Here is a 20,843-nt window from a genome sequence, read left to right on the forward strand (position 1 = left end):
AGGAATCTCCATGTCTGTGCCGCAACTCTCGTTAACATCTGCCCGTCATTTACATCTCGCCGCGCAAGGTTTACTGCGCAAACCTGCCAGACGTGCCACATCTTCCGATATTCTCTCTATGATTCAGCGCATGTCGCTACTGCAAATCGACACTATCAATATCGTTGCCCGTAGCCCTTATCTGGTGCTGTTCAGCCGCCTCGGGCAGTACCCACAGCACTGGCTTGACGACGCGCTACGCCGTGGTGAACTGATGGAGTACTGGGCACATGAGGCCTGTTTCTTGCCGCGTGATGATTTTGCCCTTATGCGCCACCGCATGCTGACACCTGACAAGATGGGCTGGAAGTACCGTAAAGAGTGGATGCAGGAGCATGCAGAAGAGATTGAGCAACTTGTTGCCCTTATCGAGCAAAATGGACCGGTTCGCTCAGCCGATTTTGAACATCCGCGTAAAGGTGTCAGCGGCTGGTGGGAGTGGAAACCTCACAAGCGTCATCTGGAAGGATTGTTTACGGCCGGAAAAGTGATGGTTATCGAACGCCGTAATTTCCAGCGTGTCTATGATCTCACGCAGCGGGTGATGCCTCATTGGGATGATGAGCGGGACGTGCTGTCGCAAGAGGCAGCGGAGTACCGGATGCTGGAAAACAGCGCCCGCAGTCTCGGGGTTTTTCGCGCTCAGTGGTTGGCAGACTATTACCGTCTGCGTCAGCCCGCATTGCCATTGCTGCTGGAGCAGTTGCAGGAGGCCGGACAAATTTTTCCGGTCAATGTTGAAACCCTGGGGCCCGCCTGGTTGCATGCCTCGCTATTGCCGCTGCTGGCAGAGGCGCAGGAGGACAAACTCACCGCCACGCACAGCGCAGTACTGTCACCGTTTGATCCGGTGGTCTGGGATCGCAAACGGGCCGAGCAGTTTTTCGATTTTAGCTATCGTCTGGAGTGCTACACCCCGGCGCCTAAGCGGCAGTTTGGCTATTTCGTGTTGCCGCTGCTCCACCGTGGGCGGCTGGTGGGGCGCATGGATGCCAAAATGCACCGCAAAGAGGGTGTACTGGAAGTGATCGCGCTCTATCTTGAGAACGGGGTTAAGCCTGGTCGTATGCTGGAAAAGGGGCTGCAAAACGCTATTACGGAATTCGCTCGTTGGCAGGGGGCCCGGAGGATCACGTTTGTGCGTCTGCCGGATGGGGTGTTTTCTGCCTGCCGCAGCGGGCTGGAAATAGACACGGTGTAAGAAATGGATGTGATAAGCTTAACTCATTAATTGTCGGTGTATCAGGAGGAAAAATGGATCACCGTTTGCTTGAAATTATTGCCTGTCCGGTGTGTAACGGCAAACTTTACTACAGCCAGGATAAGCAAGAGCTGATCTGTAAAATTGACAGTCTGGCTTACCCGGTACGGGAAGGCATTCCAGTCTTGCTGGAAACTGAAGCACGTTCGTTAACTGCGGAAGAGAGCCAGCCATGAGTTTCGTTGTTATTATTCCTGCGCGTTACGCTTCCACGCGTTTGCCGGGAAAACCTTTGGTGGATATCAACGGCAAACCGATGGTGGTGCACGTGCTGGAACGCGCGCGTGAATCTGGTGCCGATCGCATCATTGTGGCAACGGACAACGAAGAGGTGATGCGAGCGGTGCAGGCGGCTGGCGGTGAAGTCTGCATGACTCGCGCAGATCACCAGTCCGGAACCGAGCGCCTGGCCGAAGTCGTTGAAAAATGCGGTTTCAGCGACGATACGGTAATAGTCAATGTTCAGGGCGATGAGCCGATGATCCCGCCAGAGATTATTCGTCAGGTGGCCGACAACCTCAGCATTCGCAATGTTGGTATGGCGACGCTCGCCGTACCCATTCACAGCGCGGAAGAGGCATTCAATCCCAACGCCGTTAAAGTGGTGATGGATGCCGAAGGTTATGCGCTGTACTTTTCCCGCGCTACGATCCCGTGGGATCGGGACCGTTTTGCGCTTTCACGTGAAACGATAGGTGACACCTTCCTGCGCCATATCGGCATTTATGGCTATCGGGCTGGTTTTATCCGTCGCTATGTCAGTTGGCAAACCAGTCCGCTGGAGCAGATCGAAATGCTGGAACAGCTTCGTGTGCTCTGGTATGGCGAAAAGATCCACGTTGCAGTGGCAAGCGTTGTGCCGGGCACGGGTGTGGATACGCCAGACGATCTTGAGCGCGTCCGCCAGGCCTTGCGTTAAGCCTTTCTATCCCCTCTGTCCGGGGGGATTTTCCGTTTCCCGTCAAATTCCTGCACTGTTTTGATCTTACCAGGGTGACATCCGTCCTGCAGGCGCTCATTATAAAAGCAGTCGTTTTTGTGAGGGCATTCTGCTATGGAGCAATTGCGTGCTGAACTGAGTCATCTGCTGGGAGAAAAACTCAGCCGCATGGAGTGTGTCAGTGAAAAACCTGATTCTGCACTCTGGTCGCTGTATGACAGCCAGGGTAATCCGCTGCCGCTGCTGGCCCGGAGTTTCTCTACACCGGGCATTGCTCGCCAACTGGCCTGGAAAATCTCAATGTTGGCAAGGAACGGTGCAGTGCGGATGCCGGTAGTATACGGAGTGATGACACATGAAGAACATCCCGGCCCTGATGTGTTGCTGATTGAGCGTCTGCGCGGCGTGCCAGTGGAAGCTCCGACGCGCACGCCAGAGCGCTGGGAACAGTTAAAGGACCAGATTGTTGAGGCGCTACTTGCCTGGCACCGTCAGGACAGCCACGGCTGCGTCGGTATGGTCGACAACACCCAGGAAAATGTCTGGCCATCATGGTATCGCCAGCGCGTGGAGGTGCTGTGGACGACCCTCAATCAATACCAGAATACCGGGCTAACCATGCAGGATAAACGGCTGTTGTTTCGCACCCGCGAATGCCTGTCCGCGCTGTTTGACGGTTTCAATGATAACTGCGTGCTGGTGCACGGCAGCTTTAATTTGCGCAGTATGCTGAAAGATGCCCGCAGCGATCAGCTGCTGGCGATGGTCGGGCCTGGCATTATGTTGTGGGCACCCCGTGAATATGAGTTGTTTCATCTCGTTGATGGGCCGCAGGCGGAAGGGCTGCTTTGGCGCTATTTACAGCGCGCACCAGTGGCAGAATCTTTCCTCTGGCGGCGCTGGCTCTATCTGCTCTGGGACGAGGTGGCGCAGCTGGTGAACACTGGCAGATTCAGCCGCGCCAATTTCGATCTCGCCTCGAAATCACTGCTCCCCTGGCTGGTCTGAACTGCCCTTTAGCCACTGCCAGATACGCCCCAGCGTTTCATAGCCTACCCGGTCGCTGTGCATCAGCCAGACCGGGGAAGGAATAATGCGCTCCCACGGATTCAACGGTGACTCAATAGCCATCTGGTTTGCTGGTGCGGGGAGTGGATGCAGCCCTGCGTGCTGGAAGAAAATAATTGCTCGCGGCAAATGGGATGCGGAGGTCACCAGCAGAAATGGCGCATCGCCGATGGCTCGCTTCACCGCCGCCGCTTCTTCTTCCGTATCTTTTGGATCATTCAGCGTGATAATTTCGCTGCGTGGGACGCCAAGGCTTTCCGCCACACGCGCACCGGCTTCTGCGGTGCTGACCGGGTTGGTTTTCGCTGCCGCGCCGGTAAAGATCAGTTTCGCGCCCGGATTGGCCTGCCAGAGGCGAATCCCTTCATTCAGGCGAGGCAAACTGTTATTAATCAGGTTTGAGCTGGGCGCCCAGGCATCATTCCAGGTGTAACCACCACCAAGGACGACGATATACTTTACTGGCTGTGTGCCGCGCCAGGTGGGATATTTCGCTTCGATAGGTTTTAGCAGACCATCTGCGACTGGTTGTAGGCTTAACAGCAGCAAAACCAGCCAGCCGAAAGTAATACATGTCTTACCTGTTTTCTGCCAGCGGCTGAACCAGACAAGCATAACTCCCAGCCCGATTACCAAAAGCAAAAAAGGCAGGGGAAGCATCAGGCCGCCCAGGAATTTTTTTAGGGTGAAAAGCACAGGAAACGTCTCCTTTTTGAGCATATAGCAAGCGATTTCAGCCGATCTTACACCTGATGGGTTCATTCTCGTCACGGCTGTGACAAAATAACGGTTTTGCCAAAAGCGTGGAGCGTGCATGCAGGATCGTAACTTCGACGATATCGCGGAGAAATTCTCGCGCAACATCTACGGCACCACCAAAGGGCAGTTGCGGCAGGCGATCCTGTGGCAGGATCTTGATGCGCTGCTGGCAACGCGCGGTAATGTTCCGTTGCGGGTTCTGGATGCTGGCGGAGGCGAAGGGCAGACGGCGATTCGGATGGCGCAGTTGGGTCACCACGTTACCCTTTGCGATGTATCTAAAGAGATGATCGCGCGTGCGCAAACCGCAGCAGAGGCGAAAGGTGTGAGCGGTAACATGCATTTTGTACAATGCGCCGTTCAGGATGTGGCTGAGCATTTGGAATCGCCCGTTGATCTGATATTGTTCCATGCTGTGCTTGAATGGGTGGCAGAACCCATATTTGCATTAGAAAAATTGTGGTCGACGCTACGCCCGGGCGGAGCGTTGTCATTGATGTTTTATAATGCCGACGGTCTGCTAATGCACAATATGGTGGCAGGGAATTTCGACTACGTGAAAGCAGGTATGCCAAAACGGAAAAAACGTACCCTTTCTCCGGACTATCCGCGCAATCCTGCGGACGTTTACGGCTGGCTCGAACAGATTGGCTGGCGCATTACCGGTAAAACCGGCGTACGGGTTTTTCACGATTACTTGCGTGAAAAACATCAACAGCACGACTGTTTTGACGCATTGCTCGAGCTTGAAACACGCTTTTGTCGTCAGGAGCCGTATATCAGCCTTGGCCGCTATATTCACGTGACAGCGCTTAAGCCGCAAATCGATGGAAGGACAAACGATGAGTGAATTTTCCCAGACAGTCCCCGAACTGGTTGCCTGGGCCAGGAAAAATGATTTCGCTATTTCGCTGCCAGTCGACAGGCTCTCTTTCTTGCTGGCTATCGCCACGCTCAACGGCGAGCGTCTTGATGGCGAGATGAGTGAAGGCGAACTGGTGGACGCGTTTCGCCACGTCAGCGAGGCGTTTGAGCAAACCAGCGAAACCATCGTTCAGCGAGCCAATAACGCTATCAATGACATGGTGCGTCAGCGTTTGTTAAATCGCTTTACCAGCGAACTAGTGGAAGGCAATGCGATCTATCGCCTGACGCCGCTCGGCATCGGCATCACTGATTACTACATCCGCCAGCGTGAATTTTCCACGCTGCGCCTCTCTATGCAGTTGTCGATTGTGGCAAGCGAGCTAAAACGCGCTGCTGACGCGGCGGAAGAGGGCGGCGACGAATTTCACTGGCATCGTAACGTTTTTGCGCCGCTGAAATATTCGGTGGCGGAGATTTTCGATAGCATCGATTTAACCCAACGTTTGATGGATGAACAGCAGCAGCAGGTGAAAGATGATATCGCCCAGTTGCTGAATAAAGACTGGCGGGCGGCTATCTCCAGCTGTGAACTTTTGTTGTCAGAAACTTCCGGCACACTGCGTGAGTTGCAGGATACGTTGGATGCCGCCGGAGACAAACTTCAGGCGAATCTGCTGAGCATTCAGGATGCCACCGTAGGCCGCGACGATCTGGAGTTCCTCGATCAACTGGTGTTCAACCTGCAAAGCAAACTGGATCGCATCGTGAGCTGGGGTCAGCAGTCGATCGATCTGTGGATCGGTTACGACCGCCACGTGCACAAATTTATCCGTACCGCTATCGATATGGATAAAAACCGCGTCTTCGCTCAGCGTCTGCGCCAGTCGGTGCAGTCTTATTTTGATGCGCCGTGGGCATTAATCTACGCCAACGCCGACAGGCTGCTGGATATGCGCGATGAAGAGATGACGCTGCGTGATGAAGAGGTAACCGGCGAACTGCCGCCAGATCTGGAGTTCGAAGAGTTTAACGAAATCCGCGAGCAGCTAGCGGCAATGATTGAGCAGCAACTGGCGATTTACAAAACCAAAGGTGTGCCGCTGGATCTTGGGCTGGTCACCCGCGAATATCTGACGCAGTATCCGCGTGTCCGGCATTTCGACATCGCGCGTATTGTAGTCGATCAGGCGGTACGTCTTGGCGTAGCGCAAGCAGATTTCACCGGACTGCCACCGAAATGGCAGCCGATTAATGATTACGGAGCCAAGGTACAGGCGCATGTCATCGATAAATATTGAACAAGTGATGCCGGTTAAACTGGCACAGGCGCTGGCTAACCCGTTGTTTCCGGCGCTCGACAGCGCATTGCGCTCAGGACGGCATATCGGCCTTGACGAGCTGGATAATCACGCCTTTTTGATGGACTTTCAGGAGTATCTGGAAGAGTTTTACGCGCGTTACAACGTTGAGCTGATCCGTGCGCCGGAAGGTTTCTTCTATCTGCGCCCGCGCTCCACCACGCTGATTCCGCGTTCGGTGCTTTCCGAGCTGGATATGATGGTTGGTAAAATTCTCTGCTACCTGTATCTGAGCCCGGAGCGTCTGGCGAATGAAGGGATCTTCACGCAACAGGAGTTGTACGACGAACTGCTGTCGCTGGCCGATGAACCGAAACTATTGAAACTGGTCAACAACCGCTCAACCGGCTCCGATCTTGACCGGCAGAAGTTGCAGGAAAAGGTACGCTCCTCACTCAACCGTCTGCGTCGCCTTGGCATGATTTGGTTTATGGGCAATGACAGCAGCAAATTTCGCATCACGGAATCGGTGTTCCGCTTTGGCGCAGATGTCCGCTCCGGCGACGATCCGCGTGAAGCGCAACTGCGTATGATCCGCGACGGTGAAGCCATGCCAGTCGAAAACCACTTGCAGCTCAATGATGAGCCTGAAGAAAATCAGCCGGATAGCTCGGAGGAAGAGTAATGATCGATCGCGGTAAATTTCGTTCGCTAACGCTGATTAACTGGAACGGCTTTTTCGCCCGCACCTTTGACCTGGATGAGCTGGTTACCACGCTTTCCGGGGGGAACGGTGCCGGAAAATCCACCACCATGGCGGCGTTTGTCACGGCGTTGATCCCCGATCTGACGCTGCTGCACTTTCGTAACACCACCGAAGCGGGCGCGACCTCCGGCTCCCGTGATAAAGGGCTGCACGGTAAGCTGAAAGCCGGTGTCTGTTATTCGGTGCTGGACGTGATCAACTCCCGCCATCAGCGCGTATTGGTAGGGGTGCGCCTGCAACAGGTTGCCGGGCGCGATCGTAAAGTGGATATTAAACCTTTCGCTATTCAGGGCCTGCCGACCTCCGTACTGCCGACGCAGTTGCTGACCGAAACGCTGAACGAGCGCCAGGCACGCGTGCTGTCCTTACAGGAAGTGAAAGACAAACTGGATGCGATGGAAGGTGTGCAGTTTAAGCAGTTCAACTCCATCACCGATTACCACGCGCTGATGTTCGATCTGGGTATCGTCGCGCGCCGTCTGCGTTCCGCATCGGATCGCAGCAAATTCTATCGCCTGATTGAAGCCTCGCTGTACGGCGGGATTTCCAGCGCCATCACCCGTTCGCTGCGCGACTATCTGCTGCCGGAAAATAGCGGTGTGCGTAAAGCGTTCCAGGATATGGAAGCGGCGCTGCGCGAAAACCGGATGACGCTGGAAGCGATTCGCGTGACCCAGTCGGATCGCGATCTGTTCAAACATTTGATCAGCGAAGCCACCAATTATGTGGCGGCGGATTATATGCGCCATGCCAATGAACGCCGCGTGCATCTGGATAAAGCGCTGGAGTTTCGCCGGGATCTGTTTACCTCGCGCCAACAACTGGCGGCCGAGCAGTTTAAGCATGTCGATATGGCACGTGAGCTGGCAGAACATGCTGGGGCGGAAGGCGATCTGGAAGCCGATTACCAGGCGGCCAGCGATCACCTTAACCTGGTGCAAACGGCGCTGCGCCAGCAAGAAAAAATCGAACGCTATGAAGCGGATCTCGAAGAGTTACAGATTCGCCTCGAAGAGCAGCACGAAGTGGTGGCTGAAGCCGCCGAGCGTCAGGAAGAGAACGAAGCCCGCGCCGAGGCCGCTGAGCTGGAAGTGGATGAGCTGAAGAGCCAGCTCGCCGATTACCAGCAGGCGCTGGATGTGCAGCAAACCCGCGCTATCCAGTACAACCAGGCGTTGCAGGCGCTGGAACGGGCAAAAGAGCTGTGCCGACTGCCGGATCTCACATCGGAAACCGCTAACGAATGGCTGGAAACTTTCCAGGCCAAAGAGCAGGAAGCGACCGAAAAACTACTGTCGCTGGATCAGAAATTAAGCGTTGCGCAGACCGCACACAGCCAGTTCGAGCAGGCTTACCAGTTGGTGGCTGCCATCAACGGTCCGCTGGCACGTAATGAAGCCTGGGAAGTGGCGCGCGAGTTGCTGCGTGATGGTGTAAACCAGCGCCATCTGGCCGAACAGGTGCAGCCGCTGCGCATGCGGCTGAACGAGCTGGAACAGCGTCTGCGTGAGCAGCAGGAGGCCGAGCGTCTGTTTGCCGAGTTCTGCAAACGTCAGGGTAAACAGTATGACGTCGAAGAACTGGATAACCTGCATCAGGAACTGGAGGCGCAAATCGCCGCGCTCTCCGATAACGTTGCTGCTGCCGGTGAACAGCGTCTTACGCTGCGTCAGGAGCTGGAACAGCTGCAATCGCGCATTCAGACGCTGACCAAGCGCGCGCCGGTATGGCTGGCGGCACAGAGCAGTCTGACGCAACTGAGCGAGCAGAGCGGCGAAGAGTTCGAATCAGGCCAGCAAGTGACGGAATACCTGCAACAATTGCTGGAGCGTGAGCGCGAAGCGATCGTTGAGCGTGATGAAGTTGGCGCGCGTAAACGTGGCGTCGATGATGAAATTGAACGTTTAAGTCAGCCTGGCGGTGCGGAAGATGGTCGTCTGAACGCGCTGGCGGAACGCTTTGGCGGCGTGCTGCTGTCGGAAATTTATGACGATGTCAGCATCGACGATGCGCCCTATTATTCAGCGCTGTATGGCCCGTCGCGTCATGCCATTGTAGTTCCTGATCTGTCGCAGGTGGCAGAGATGCTGGAAGGGCTGGAAGATTGCCCGGAAGATCTCTATTTGATCGAAGGGGATCCGCAATCCTTCGACGATAGCGTGTTCGCCGTCGACGAGCTGGAAAAAGCGGTAGTGGTGAAAATCGCCGATCGCCAGTGGCGTTATTCGCGTTTCCCATCGCTACCGCTGTTTGGCCGTGCGGCGCGTGAAAGCCGCATCGAAAGCCTGCACGCCGAGCGTGAAGAGCTGGCCGAGCGTTTTGCGACGCTCTCTTTCGATGTGCAAAAAACGCAGCGTCTGCATCAGGCATTCAGCCGCTTTATCGGTAGCCATCTGGCGGTTGCGTTTGAGGACGATCCGGAAGCGGAAATCCGCACGCTCAACAGTCGCCGCGGCGAGCTGGAACGTGCTATCAGCAATCATGAAAACGACAACCAGCAAAACCGTGTGCAGTTTGAGCAGGCGAAAGAGGGTGTTGCCCAGCTTAACCGCCTGCTGCCGCGCGTGAATTTGCTGGCTGACGATACGTTGGCCGATCGCGTTGATGAAATACAGGAACGTCTGGACGAAGCACAGGAAGCCGCGCGCTTTATTCAGCAGTTTGGTAACCAACTGGCAAAACTGGAACCGGTCGTTTCTGTACTGCAGAGTGACCCGGAACAGTTTGAGCAGTTAAAAGCCGACTATGCCACATCCCAACAGGTGCAACGCGATGCTCGCCAGCAAGCGTTTGTGTTGGCGGAAGTGGTACAGCGCCGCGCGCACTTCAGCTACTCCGATTCGGCGGAGATGTTCAACGGTAATAACGATCTGAACGAGAAGTTACGTCAACGTCTGGAGCTGGCGGAAACTGAGCGTACCCGGGCGCGTGAAGCGATGCGCAGCCATGCCGCGCAGTTCAGCCAGTACAACCAGGTACTGGCCTCGCTGAAAAGTTCGTTTGATACCAAAAAAGAGCTGCTTAACGATCTGCAAAAAGAGTTGCAGGAGATTGGTGTCCGCGCCGATGGCGGCGCGGAAGAGCGGGCGCGTATTCGTCGTGATGAGCTGCATGCGCATCTCTCCACGAACCGCGCGCGTCGCAATCAACTGGAAAAATCGCTCACCTTCTGTGAAGCGGAAATGGATAACCTGACCCGCAAACTGCGTCACCTGGAGCGCAATTATCACGAAATGCGCGAGCAGGTGGTAACGGCAAAAGCGGGCTGGTGCGCGGTAATGCGCATGGTGAAAGACAATGGTGTCGAGCGGCGTTTACATCGTCGCGAGCTGGCCTATCTTTCGGCTGACGAACTGCGATCCATGTCGGATAAAGCGCTGGGTGCGTTGCGACTGGCTGTGGCGGATAACGAACACCTGCGCGATGTGCTGCGTATGTCGGAAGATCCGAAGCGCCCGGAACGTAAGATCCAGTTCTTTGTGGCGGTATATCAGCATCTGCGCGAACGTATCCGTCAGGATATTATTCGCACTGACGATCCGGTGGAAGCGATCGAACAGATGGAGATCGAGCTGAGCCGTCTGACGGAAGAGCTGACCTCGCGCGAGCAGAAATTGGCTATCAGTTCCCGCAGCGTAGCGAACATCATCCGCAAAACCATTCAGCGCGAGCAGAATCGTATTCGCATGCTGAACCAGGGGCTGCAAAGCGTTTCGTTTGGTCAGGTCAATAGTGTGCGGCTGAACGTGAACGTGCGGGAAAGCCACGCGACGCTGCTGACGGTGCTTTCTGAACAACATGAACAGCATCAGGATCTGTTTAACAGTAATCGCCTGACCTTCTCGGAAGCGTTGGCGAAGCTTTATCAGCGTCTGAACCCGCAAATCGATATGGGCCAGCGGACACCGCAAACCATCGGTGAAGAGCTGCTCGACTACCGCAACTATCTGGAGATGGAAGTGGAAGTTAACCGCGGTTCCGATGGTTGGCTGCGCGCGGAATCGGGTGCATTGTCGACCGGTGAAGCGATAGGTACCGGGATGTCGATTCTGGTGATGGTGGTGCAGAGCTGGGAAGACGAAGCCCGTCGTCTGCGCGGCAAGGACATTTCGCCGTGTCGCCTGCTGTTCCTCGACGAAGCGGCGCGTCTTGATGCCCGCTCCATCGCTACGCTGTTTGAACTGTGCGAGCGTCTGCAGATGCAACTGATTATCGCGGCACCGGAAAATATCAGTCCGGAAAAAGGCACCACCTATAAACTGGTGCGTAAAGTCTTCCAGAATCATGAGCATGTACACGTCGTAGGGCTGCGCGGTTTTGCTGCTCAACTGCCGGAGACGCTCCCTGGTACGGCGGATGCCTCTTAACGGTAGGGCAGGTTACAAAGGCGGCACAGGTGTCGCCTTTTTTATTTACTGTAAGGGCCGCTGCGGCCTGTGCTTCATCTTTAAATTTCTTTACATTAGGTCAGGCAAATGCTTTTTTGTCTTAATATACTGAGAAAAGGTGACGCACATGTCACCAGCAATGTGAGAGAAACAGGGGGCAAGGGATGTTGCTTAAGAAGTTAAATGGTCGTCGGATGTCAGCGCTGAGTTTGTGTCTGACACTGGCATTTGCTCCACTGTTCAGCGTACAGGCCGATGAGCCTGAAATCGTGCCAGTTGATAGTTCCGCCACGCCGGGCGATCAACCGACCGTGTTACAAGAGCCGCAGGCGCAATCGCCTGCTACCGCTATGTTAATCGGCGTGAAGCCTTATCCTGCTGGCGTTTCTGTGGCAGATGTTCGTGCACAGTTGCAGTCGCAATTGCCTGCCAACTGGACGCCCGTCTATATGAATCAACTGGCGGCCCTGTATGCGGCGCGCGGTCAGAAACCCATGTGGGATAACCACGATGCAGTGCAGGCGTTTCAACAGCAACTAGCTGAAGTGGCGATTGCCGGTTTCCAGCCGCAATTCACCACCTGGATTGAGCTGTTAACCGACCCGGGTGTTTCCGGTATGGCGCGTGATGTGGTGCTCTCTGACGCCATGTTGGGTTATCTGCATTTTGTGGCCGATATTCAGACCAAAGGCCAGCGCTGGCTTTATAGCGATAAACCCTATGTGCTGGCAACGCCAGCGATTTCGGTGATCAATCAGTGGCAACTGGCGCTGGATAACGGTTCGTTGCCGTCATTCATTCAGAGCCTTGCACCACATCATCCGCAATATGCCGCTATGCATCAGTCATTACTGGCGTTGGTGGGGGATTCTCGCCCGTGGCCGCAAATCGTTAGTAACGTCGCACTGCGGCCAGGGCAGTGGAGCAACGATGTTCCGGCGTTGCGTGAGATCCTGCAACGTACCGATATGCTGGAGGGCGGGCCGAACATCGTGCTGTCTGGCGATCGGGGCGCAGTCAGTACCTCTGCGGCGTCGAGCAGAAAAAAAGTACCGACGCGTGCGGCTTACGATCAACAACTGGTTGAGGCAGTAAAACGCTTCCAGGCCTGGCAGGGGCTGTATGCCGATGGCGTGATTGGCCAGGGCACGCGTGACTGGTTGAATGTCAGCCCGTCGCAGCGCGCTGCATTGTTGGCGCTCAATATCCAACGGCTGCGCCTGCTGCCAGCGACACTTTCCACCGGCATTATGGTGAATATTCCGGAGTACTCGCTGGTTTATTATCTCAACGGCAGCCAGGTGCTGGCATCAAGGGTGATAGTCGGGCGCCCCGATCGCAAAACGCCGATGATGAGCAGCGCACTGAATAATGTGGTGGTCAATCCGCCGTGGAACGTACCGCCAACGCTGGCGCGCAAGGATATTCTTCCGAAGGTAATGAACGATCCGACGTACCTTGAACGCCATGGTTATACCGTCCTGCGTGGCTGGAATAGCAAAGAGGCGATCGATCCGTCAATGGTTGATTGGGCGACGATTACACCATCGAATTTACCGTTCCGTTTCCAGCAGGCGCCGGGCGTACAGAACTCCCTTGGTCGTTACAAATTCAATATGCCGAGCTCTGAATCCATCTATTTGCATGACACGCCGAACCATAACCTGTTTCAGAAAGAGACGCGGGCGCTGAGTTCGGGCTGTGTACGAGTGAATAAGGCGTCTGAACTGGCAAATATGCTGTTGCAGGATGCCGGATGGAGCGATACGCGCATCTCCGATGCTTTAAAGCAGGGAGATACCCGCTACGTTAATATCCGTCACAATATCCCCGTCAATCTCTACTATCTGACCGCGTTTGTGGGGGCCGATGGTCGCACGCAGTATCGTACAGATATTTACAATTACGATCTTACTGCACGATCGGGCGCACAAATCTTGCCAAAAGCTGAACAATTAATCAGATAAATGAAGCAGTTTGGCAAATAGCATTGTCGTAATAATTGGCAATAATGGGCTTTGTAGGCTACAAAGCCCATTATTGCTGAGGGGAAGCTGCCTTGACGCGGTGTTTATAGCCCGGTAAGGTGCCTTTCGTGCGCTAAAAAAGTGCATAAATTACGTTTAACTTTGCTTATCTATAGAATTTATTATCATGGATAAATTTGACGCTAATCGCCGCAAACTGCTGGCGTTGGGTGGGGTTGCTCTTGGCGCCGCCATGTTACCAACACGGGCGTTTGCTACCCTTTCCACGCCACGACCGCGTATTCTAACACTGAATAATCTGAATACCGGAGAGTCTATTAAAGCTGAGTTCTTTGATGGCAGAGGCTATATTCAGGATGAATTAGCAAAACTGAATCATTTTTTCCGTGATTACCGCGCGAATAAAATTAAAACCATCGATCCTCAACTGTTTGATCACATCTTTCGCCTGCAGGTGCTGCTGGGAACACGCAAACCTGTGCAACTGATTTCAGGGTATCGTTCAGTCGATACGAACAATGAACTTCGCGCGCATAGTCGTGGTGTGGCGAAACAGAGTTATCACACCAAAGGCCAGGCCATGGATTTCCATATTGAAGGGATTTCCCTGAGTAATATTCGCAAAGCAGCGTTATCTCTGCGCGCGGGTGGTGTAGGATACTACCCCAGCAGCAACTTTGTGCATATTGATACCGGGCCAGTACGGCACTGGTAAACCTCAGGCCTGAGCTACAGGAGCAGTATGAACTATCGTATTATTCCGGTTACCGCGTTCTCCCAGAATTGTTCGCTTGTCTGGTGTGAACAGACCCAACTTGCCGCCGTGGTCGATCCTGGCGGTGATGCAGAGCGTATTATTGCCGAGGTGGATGCTTCCGGCGTGACGCTGACGCAAGTTCTGCTCACGCATGGTCATCTTGATCATGTGGGTGCGGCAGCCGAAGTGGCGCAGCATTACGGTGTGCCGATTATCGGCCCGGAAAAAAATGATGAGTTCTGGTTGCAAGGGCTGCCTGCCCAAAGCCGGATGTTTGGTCTGGATGATTGCCCGCCGCTGACACCCGATCGCTGGTTAAATGAAGGCGATACGGTTACTGTCGGTAAGGTGACATTACAGGTATTGCATTGCCCGGGGCATACGCCGGGACATGTGGTGTTTTTTGATGTTCAGTCGCGTTTGCTGGTTTCCGGCGACGTGATCTTTAAAGGCGGCGTTGGGCGCAGTGATTTTCCGCAGGGGAATCATGCGCAGTTGATTGATTCAATCAAACGTAAATTGCTGCCTCTCGGTGATGACATCACTTTTATTCCTGGCCATGGGCCGATGTCGACGCTGGGCAATGAACGGCTCCACAACCCGTTCCTGCAGGATGAATTACCGGTGTGGTGAATAAAAAAGGGTCGCTTCGGCGACCCTTTCTGCATGCGTCACATTTTACAGCACGGCGACAATCGCTTCGCACAGCGGTGACATATTATCCGGCGTCATACCTGCGACGTTAATACGCCCGGAAGCGACAGCATAAATTCCAAACTCTTCGCGTAGACGCAGCACCTGCTCTTTGGTCAGGCCGCTGAACGAAAACATACCGTTCTGACGGGTAATAAAGCTGAAATCGCGATTAGCGCCTTTCTCCTGCAGCGTATTCACAAACAGCAGTCGCATACGCTGAATGCGCTGGCGCATATCCGTCAGCTCTTGCTCCCAAATTGCACGCAGTGCTTCATTGCTGAGAATGGTGGCCACTACAGAGGCACCGTGCGCCGGCGGGTTAGAATAGTTTGCGCGGATCACGGCTTTCATCTGGCTGAAGGCGCGATCGGCGCTTTCAGCGTCCGCAGTCACCAGCGTACAGGCACCCACGCGTTCGTTGTACAGACCGAAGTTTTTCGAGAACGAGCTGGCGACCAGCAATTCTTTATGCAGCGCCGCAAAGGCTCGCAGGCCTTCGGCATCTTCTTCCAGGCCACGGGCAAACCCCTGATAGGCGAAATCGAACAGCGGCAACCAGCCTTTCTCTACGGAGAGCTTCGCCAGTGATTCCCATTGCTCCAGCGTCGGATCGATACCGGTTGGGTTATGGCAACAACCATGAAACAGTACCACATCGCCAGCCTGCGCATTGTTCAGGCTCGCCAACATACCGTCGAAGTCCAGCGCGTGGTTCTGTGCATCGTAATAGTTATATTCGCAGACTTCGAGGCCCGCGGAGTTAAAGACGCCTTTATGGTTCGGCCAGCTTGGATTGCTTACCCAGACGCGCTTAACGGCGGTGTTTTTGGCAAGGAAATCCGCCGCGACGCGCAGACCGCCGGTACCACCCGGTGTCTGGGCCGTACGTGCACGTTTGTCGTTGATAATCGCGCTGCCTTTGCCGAACAGCAGTTCCTGGGTGCAACGGCCAAACTCAGGAATACCATCAATGCTGAGGTAGTTCTTGGTGGCTTCATTTTCCAGCAGGTACTGTTCTGCTTTCTTCACGCTGGTTAATACCGGGGTCTTGCCGGTTTCATCTTTATAAACACCGATCCCTAAGTTGATTTTATTGGGGCGTTCATCGGCGCGAAACAGATCCGCCAGACCCAGAATGGGGTCGGCAGGGGCAGCGGTTATATTCTCAAACATGACGAGGTTCCATTTTGATGACAGAAGGGAAGTCCGCTATCAGGGTAACGGCTGACGCACGAATTGCCAACCGTTTGCGATAAAAAGCGCGAGGCTTTTCAAAAGTCGTCGGCATTTGTGTCTCAGACATAAAAAAACAGGGCCGAAGCCCTGTTTGATATGCATATAACAGTCGAGGGGTGACTGATTAGAACTGGTAAACGATACCTACTGCAACAGTGTCGTCGTAACCTACGCCCAGTTTGTTGTCTTTCTTAATCTGGTTGATGATGTAGTCAACATAGGTGGACATATTTTTGTTGAAGTAGTAGGTTGCGCCCACTTCAACGTAGTTGATGAAGTCTTCGCTGCCAATGCCTTCAACATCTTTCGCTTTAGATTTGTAGTAAGCGATGGACGGACGCAGACCAAAATCGAACTGGTACTGTGCAACAACAGAGAAGTCCTGAGTTTTGTTCAGGAAGCCATTCTGTGCAACACCACTTGGCAGCGTAGTTTTCAGACGAGTTGCATTGTGGGTTTCGCCGTACAAAGCTGCCAGATAGATGTTGTTAGCATCGTATTTCAGGCCAGTAGCCCATTGTTCAGCTTTGTTGCCATCTGTACCGTAGGCGGTCAGAGCGCGCTGAGCGTTAGTACGGTCAGCCGCGCCGTAAGCACCAACGATGCCGAAGCCATCGACGGTATAGCTTAAAGAAGTCGCCCAGCCGTCGCCGTTGGAAGTAGTTGCGTCAGAACGCTCGTTTTTGCCCAGGTACTGAACGCCGAAGTTCAGACCGTCCACCAGACCGAAGAAGTTATTGTTACGGTAAGTAGCCAGACCACCCTGACGGCCAGAGAAGAAGTTGTCAGCGTTGCTGGTATCACCACCGAACTCTGGCAGCATATCGGTTACACCGATTGCATCGTAAACCAGACCGTAGTTACGACCGTAGTCGAAAGAACCAGCGTCGCCAGCTTTCAGACCAGCAAATGCCAGACGGGTTTTGTTACTGTTCTGTGCGTCGGTACCTTCGGAGTTGTTACCCTGGAAGTTATATTCCCACTGGCCGTAACCGGTCAACTGGTCGTTGATTTTGGTTTCGCCTTTGAAGCCCAGACGAGCATAGGTTTTGTCGCCGTTGGCTGCGTAGCTGTGGGCGCCGTTGTCTTTAGAGAAGTAGTGCAGACCTACAGCTTTACCGTAGATATCAACTTTATTGCCGTCTTTGTTGTAGACTTCTGCAGCGTTAGCTGCACCCGCTACCAGCAGGGCAGGGATAACCACTGCCAGGATATTGCGCTTCATCATTATTTATTACCCTCATTGGTTTTTTTGAACACCTGCCACTGCCGCCAATAAATTCCGTCAAAAAAAATTTACGGAACTATTGATGAGAGTTTGGTGTCTTTCTGTGTCTGAGAGGCATCTTTCCAAACATATAATCGTTTCGCTACCCTGAAAGTGCTACAAATGCCTTAAAGGAGTAACAAAAAGAAATATTGTGTAAAAAAGTATTAATTTAAGGGAACTTTGTGAACCATCTCAAAGTTCAGCATCAACCGCTGATAAAAACAGCACTCTCGTTACTATTTATATGAATTACTTATATTTAATTAAGCTAATGGTTTTTCCTGTTCCGTAATCGTTCTCATCTGGCTTTTTCTTATAACAGGGTTTAGCCATCCGGATAGCTGTATTCTTTTTGACCAAATGTGCTAATTAACAGTCAGACATATTCCGCAATAAGCTTGATGGATGTTTTTGTACGCAGTTATTTCAGGCGTAAAAATGCGCAAAGAAAAGTAAGGGTGGTGGGGGCGTCGACGATGATGTCGAAAAATTGTTAACCAGGGTTGACAGGAAAAGGATAAGAAAAAGGCCAGCGCTGGAGCTGGCCTTTATACATTATTAGAATGTCGCGCTGCGCGGTGTGCGTGGGAATGGAATCACGTCACGAACGTTCTGGACGCCCGTGACATAGGCGATCAGGCGTTCGAAGCCAAGACCGAAGCCAGAGTGCGGAACCGTGCCGTAACGGCGCAGATCGCGATACCACCAGTAGTCTTCTTTATTCAGACCCATCTCGGCCATACGTGCATCCAGCACATCAAGGCGCTCCTCACGCTGCGAACCACCGATGATTTCACCGATGCCCGGCGCCAGCACGTCCATCGCGGCCACGGTCTTACCGTCATCGTTCAGGCGCATATAGAATGCTTTGATATCTTTCGGGTAGTTTTTCACCACCACAGGCGCTTTAAAGTGCTTCTCTGCCAGATAGCGTTCGTGTTCAGAGGCCAGGTCAACGCCCCAGTAAACCGGGTTCTCGAATTTCTCGCCGCATTTTTCAAGAATAGCGACGGCATCGGTGTAATCCACCTGCGCGAAATCCGCTGCAATGAAACGCTCAAGACGGCCGATTGCGTCTTTATCGACACGCTCCTCAAAGAATTTCAGATCGTCGAGACGCTCTTCCAGCACCGCTTTAAAGGCATATTTCAGCATTGCTTCAGCCAGACGGGCGTTATCGTCAAGATCGGCAAAAGCGATTTCCGGTTCCAGCATCCAGAACTCTGCCAGATGGCGGCTGGTGTTGGAGTTTTCAGCGCGGAAGGTCGGGCCGAAGGTATACACTTTTGACAGCGCGCAGGCATAGGTTTCGGCGTTCAACTGGCCAGAAACGGTCAGGAAAGCTTCTTTGCCGAAAAAGTCCTTATCAAAATCAACTTTGCCTTCTGCGGTACGCGGCAGGTTTTCCATGTCCAGCGTAGAAACGCGGAACATTTCGCCGGCGCCTTCGGTATCCGATGCGGTAATCAGCGGTGAGGAGACCCAGAAAAAGCCCTGCTCGTCGAAGAAACGATGCAGAGCCTGCGCCAGCGTATGGCGAACGCGAGCCACTGCGCCGATCAGGTTGGTGCGCGGACGCAGGTGCGCGACTTCACGCAGATACTCAATGCTATGGCGTTTTGCCGCCATCGGGTAAGTATCTGGATCTTCAACCCAGCCGGTCACCTCAACGGAAGTAGCCTGAATTTCCAGACTCTGACCTTCACCCGGAGATGCAACCACTTTACCCGTGACGATCACTGAGCAACCGGTGGTCAGGCGCAAAATGTCCTGATTGTAATTGGGCAGAGAATTATTAATAACGGCCTGTACAGGATTAAAGCAGGAGCCGTCATAAACGGCGAGGAAGGAGATACCAGCTTTAGAATCTCGGCGGGTGCGTACCCATCCGCGCACGGTGACTTCACTGTCAACGGCAACGCGGCCATGGAATACGTCGGCTACAGGCACAACGCTCATAATATTCTCTCTATTAATAGTCGGAAAAAATAAACACTTTGTCCGCCCTAAAAGACGGGGTTTTCTATGTTACCTGGCGTGCGCCATCAGACAAGCAGAATTAGCAAGGAAGCATTAATAAATTATCGGAAAAAAAGAGGGAACCATCGGCTCCCTTGTGATTAGCTGGCCTTTCTGACCTGTGGCAGGTCAAAGGCTTCGCGCAATGCGCGGACGAAGGCTTTATCGTGGCAGATGGTTTTGCCGGGGCTATCGGATAATTTCGCCACCGGTTTTCCGTTACACTCCACCAGCTTGATAACAATGTTCAGCGGTTTCACGCCCGGAATATCACAGGTAAGGCGCGTGCCGATACCAAAGCCCAATTTAATACGATCGGCAAAATGTGCGTAGAGATCCAGCGCTTTGTTCAGATCCAGATTGTCAGAAAATATCAGCGTTTTCGACAGCGGATCGATACCGAGTTTTTCATAATGGGCAATGGCTTTTTCGCCCCATTCGACAGGATCGCCTGAATCGTGGCGAAGACCCTGGTAACGTGTGGCAAATTCCGCACCGAAGTCGCGTAAAAACGCATCCATCGTAATGCAGTCGGTCAGCGCAATCCCTAACTGATTGGGATACTCTTCCAGCCATGCAGCTAATGCCGCGCGCTGGCTGGTGGCCAGATCCGGGCTGATTTGCTGGTGCGCCTGGAACCATTCATGCGCCTGCGTACCCATCGGCGTCAGCGACAGACGACGCGCCAGATCGTAATTACTGGTGCCAATAAACCACGGTTCCTGTTGCAGGCGTTCCACAATAGCTTGCTGCACATCGCGCGAGAAGCGGCGGCGGGTGCCGAAATCCATCAGGCGGAAACCGGACATATCCAGTTGCTGTGAACGAACAGCAAAATCCGCCAGTTTTTCTTCCAGATGCAGCAGGGCCTGCTGCACGCCAGCCTGTGGCGAGCGGCAGCGATGAACCACTTCACTGATCACCGCCAGCAGCGGAACTTCCCACATAATGACTTCACGCCACGGCCCGGAAAGGCGGATATGCAGCTTACCGTTGTCGTTGGTAATCGTCACCTGTTGCGGATCGTAACGGAACTTCCGCAGCCAATCGAGGTAATCGGTTTTGAAGAAGGGCAAGTCGGAGAGCCACCGGTGCTCGTCATCCTGCAAGCGCAGATGCTGCATCGCATCAACTTGTTCACGAATAGCATCGGCGTAGATACCCAGCAGGTCGTCACCGCGGCAGCGGAATTCAGCCGTAACGTGCACGTCATAGTAATGATGGAACACCGCTTGCTGCATGTGCAGCTTATAGGCGTCGGTATCCAGCAGCGTTTGCAGACCAGGGAAAGCGAGTTGAGTCATGGTGCGCAGTAGCATCCTCTTACAGGAGCGTTTAGTACAATAAACAAAGCAGGTCGTTGCTGGAGTATACCTTGTTTACCGGGTTATTGAACCCTGATCACACCATATCGTGCTGTAAGGGTCGATGACATTTTGTGCCTCTTGTTATAAACATACGGCAAACAGAGCTTTTCCCTCTGAAAAGATG

At 53.6% G+C, this 20,843-nt stretch carries 16 protein-coding genes; 11 read left to right on the forward strand and 5 right to left on the reverse strand.

The features are described 5' to 3' along the window. The first annotated feature begins 10 nt into the window (after window positions 1-10). The 4 genes from GA0061070_RS10035 (at window position 11) to GA0061070_RS10050 (ending at window position 3,248) form a co-directional block, all read left to right on the forward strand. Complete coding sequence (locus GA0061070_RS10035; RefSeq protein WP_090135773.1) at window positions 11-1,240, forward strand: winged helix-turn-helix domain-containing protein; 1,230 nt, start codon at window positions 11-13, stop codon at window positions 1,238-1,240. Between the two features lie 53 nt (window positions 1,241-1,293). Then, the gene (gene ycaR, locus GA0061070_RS10040) at window positions 1,294-1,476 is read left to right on the forward strand and encodes a protein YcaR (protein ID WP_090135774.1); all 183 of its coding nucleotides are present in this window, start codon (window positions 1,294-1,296) and stop codon (window positions 1,474-1,476) included. Beyond that, window positions 1,473-2,219 (forward strand): 3-deoxy-manno-octulosonate cytidylyltransferase, encoded by a 747-nt coding sequence (kdsB, locus tag GA0061070_RS10045; RefSeq protein WP_090135777.1) that lies wholly within the window; start codon window positions 1,473-1,475, stop codon window positions 2,217-2,219. Before ycaR ends, kdsB begins: the two co-directional genes overlap by 4 nt. A 135-nt stretch (window positions 2,220-2,354) precedes the next feature. Beyond that, on the forward strand, window positions 2,355-3,248 hold the full coding sequence (locus GA0061070_RS10050; protein WP_090135779.1) for a YcbJ family phosphotransferase: 894 nt from the start codon (window positions 2,355-2,357) through the stop codon (window positions 3,246-3,248). Here the strand turns inward: GA0061070_RS10050 and elyC are convergent. Then, window positions 3,225-4,004, reverse strand: coding sequence for an envelope biogenesis factor ElyC (gene elyC / locus GA0061070_RS10055; RefSeq protein WP_090135844.1), 780 nt, complete (start codon window positions 4,002-4,004; stop codon window positions 3,225-3,227). The genes GA0061070_RS10050 and elyC overlap by 24 nt on opposite strands. Window positions 4,005-4,122: 118 nt before the next feature. Here elyC and cmoM point away from each other — a divergent pair, with 118 nt between their 5' ends. The 7 genes from cmoM to GA0061070_RS10095 all read left to right on the forward strand — a co-directional run bounded on the left by cmoM (window position 4,123) and on the right by GA0061070_RS10095 (window position 14,764). Continuing rightward, window positions 4,123-4,917 carry a tRNA uridine 5-oxyacetic acid(34) methyltransferase CmoM gene (gene cmoM, locus GA0061070_RS10060; protein ID WP_090135781.1) on the forward strand — a complete coding sequence of 265 codons (795 nt, stop codon included), beginning with the start codon at window positions 4,123-4,125 and terminating at the stop codon, window positions 4,915-4,917. After that, the gene (mukF, locus tag GA0061070_RS10065) at window positions 4,910-6,232 is read left to right on the forward strand and encodes a chromosome partition protein MukF (protein ID WP_090135783.1); all 1,323 of its coding nucleotides are present in this window, start codon (window positions 4,910-4,912) and stop codon (window positions 6,230-6,232) included. The genes cmoM and mukF overlap by 8 nt, the downstream gene beginning before the upstream one ends. Further along, window positions 6,213-6,917, forward strand: coding sequence for a chromosome partition protein MukE (mukE, locus tag GA0061070_RS10070; RefSeq protein WP_090135785.1), 705 nt, complete (start codon window positions 6,213-6,215; stop codon window positions 6,915-6,917). Before mukF ends, mukE begins: the two co-directional genes overlap by 20 nt. After that, a complete protein-coding gene (gene mukB / locus GA0061070_RS10075; RefSeq protein WP_090135790.1) occupies window positions 6,917-11,365 on the forward strand; it encodes a chromosome partition protein MukB in 4,449 nt (1,482 codons plus the stop codon). Before mukE ends, mukB begins: the two co-directional genes overlap by 1 nt. A gap of 185 nt (window positions 11,366-11,550) precedes the next feature. Beyond that, the gene (gene ldtD, locus GA0061070_RS10080) at window positions 11,551-13,353 is read left to right on the forward strand and encodes a L,D-transpeptidase (RefSeq protein ID WP_090135791.1); all 1,803 of its coding nucleotides are present in this window, start codon (window positions 11,551-11,553) and stop codon (window positions 13,351-13,353) included. Between the two features lie 187 nt (window positions 13,354-13,540). Next, window positions 13,541-14,089: a peptidoglycan L,D-endopeptidase MepK gene (mepK, locus tag GA0061070_RS10090; RefSeq protein ID WP_090135793.1), complete on the forward strand. Its 549-nt coding sequence runs from the start codon at window positions 13,541-13,543 to the stop codon at window positions 14,087-14,089. Window positions 14,090-14,116: 27 nt separating this feature from the next. Then, on the forward strand, window positions 14,117-14,764 hold the full coding sequence (locus GA0061070_RS10095) for an MBL fold metallo-hydrolase (protein ID WP_090135795.1): 648 nt from the start codon (window positions 14,117-14,119) through the stop codon (window positions 14,762-14,764). A gap of 45 nt (window positions 14,765-14,809) precedes the next feature. Here the strand turns inward: GA0061070_RS10095 and GA0061070_RS10100 are convergent, their stop codons facing one another. The 4 genes from GA0061070_RS10100 to pncB all read right to left on the reverse strand — a co-directional run bounded on the left by GA0061070_RS10100 (window position 14,810) and on the right by pncB (window position 20,656). Next, window positions 14,810-16,000, reverse strand: a complete 1,191-nt coding sequence (locus GA0061070_RS10100; protein ID WP_090135796.1) for an amino acid aminotransferase — start codon at window positions 15,998-16,000, stop codon at window positions 14,810-14,812. A gap of 187 nt (window positions 16,001-16,187) precedes the next feature. Then, entirely contained in the window at window positions 16,188-17,291 is a 1,104-nt protein-coding gene (gene ompF / locus GA0061070_RS10110) for a porin OmpF (protein ID WP_090135798.1), read from the reverse strand. A gap of 600 nt (window positions 17,292-17,891) precedes the next feature. Beyond that, window positions 17,892-19,292 carry an asparagine--tRNA ligase gene (gene asnS, locus GA0061070_RS10120; protein WP_090135799.1) on the reverse strand — a complete coding sequence of 467 codons (1,401 nt, stop codon included), beginning with the start codon at window positions 19,290-19,292 and terminating at the stop codon, window positions 17,892-17,894. Window positions 19,293-19,453: 161 nt separating this feature from the next. Then, entirely contained in the window at window positions 19,454-20,656 is a 1,203-nt protein-coding gene (gene pncB, locus GA0061070_RS10125; RefSeq protein ID WP_090135801.1) for a nicotinate phosphoribosyltransferase, read from the reverse strand. Window positions 20,657-20,843: the final 187 nt, after the last annotated feature.

Origin of the sequence: Kosakonia oryziphila, assembly GCF_900094795.1 — a bacterium.
Classification (GTDB): domain Bacteria; phylum Pseudomonadota; class Gammaproteobacteria; order Enterobacterales; family Enterobacteriaceae; genus Kosakonia; species Kosakonia oryziphila.

What these genes read in the sequence shown, in the direction of transcription:
- GA0061070_RS10100 (WP_090135796.1), bottom strand. Translation starts at nt 16,000, where the DNA reads ATGTTTGAGAATATAACCGCTGCCCCTGCCGACCCCATTCTGGGTCTG.
- GA0061070_RS10095 (WP_090135795.1), top strand. Translation starts at nt 14,117, where the DNA reads ATGAACTATCGTATTATTCCGGTTACCGCGTTCTCCCAGAATTGTTCG.
- mukF (WP_090135783.1), top strand. Translation starts at nt 4,910, where the DNA reads ATGAGTGAATTTTCCCAGACAGTCCCCGAACTGGTTGCCTGGGCCAGG.
- mepK (WP_090135793.1), top strand. Translation starts at nt 13,541, where the DNA reads ATGGATAAATTTGACGCTAATCGCCGCAAACTGCTGGCGTTGGGTGGG.
- asnS (WP_090135799.1), bottom strand. Translation starts at nt 19,292, where the DNA reads ATGAGCGTTGTGCCTGTAGCCGACGTATTCCATGGCCGCGTTGCCGTT.
- GA0061070_RS10035 (WP_090135773.1), top strand. Translation starts at nt 11, where the DNA reads ATGTCTGTGCCGCAACTCTCGTTAACATCTGCCCGTCATTTACATCTC.
- mukB (WP_090135790.1), top strand. Translation starts at nt 6,917, where the DNA reads ATGATCGATCGCGGTAAATTTCGTTCGCTAACGCTGATTAACTGGAAC.
- ldtD (WP_090135791.1), top strand. Translation starts at nt 11,551, where the DNA reads ATGTTGCTTAAGAAGTTAAATGGTCGTCGGATGTCAGCGCTGAGTTTG.
- pncB (WP_090135801.1), bottom strand. Translation starts at nt 20,656, where the DNA reads ATGACTCAACTCGCTTTCCCTGGTCTGCAAACGCTGCTGGATACCGAC.
- ycaR (WP_090135774.1), top strand. Translation starts at nt 1,294, where the DNA reads ATGGATCACCGTTTGCTTGAAATTATTGCCTGTCCGGTGTGTAACGGC.
- GA0061070_RS10050 (WP_090135779.1), top strand. Translation starts at nt 2,355, where the DNA reads ATGGAGCAATTGCGTGCTGAACTGAGTCATCTGCTGGGAGAAAAACTC.
- cmoM (WP_090135781.1), top strand. Translation starts at nt 4,123, where the DNA reads ATGCAGGATCGTAACTTCGACGATATCGCGGAGAAATTCTCGCGCAAC.
- ompF (WP_090135798.1), bottom strand. Translation starts at nt 17,291, where the DNA reads ATGATGAAGCGCAATATCCTGGCAGTGGTTATCCCTGCCCTGCTGGTA.
- kdsB (WP_090135777.1), top strand. Translation starts at nt 1,473, where the DNA reads ATGAGTTTCGTTGTTATTATTCCTGCGCGTTACGCTTCCACGCGTTTG.
- mukE (WP_090135785.1), top strand. Translation starts at nt 6,213, where the DNA reads ATGTCATCGATAAATATTGAACAAGTGATGCCGGTTAAACTGGCACAG.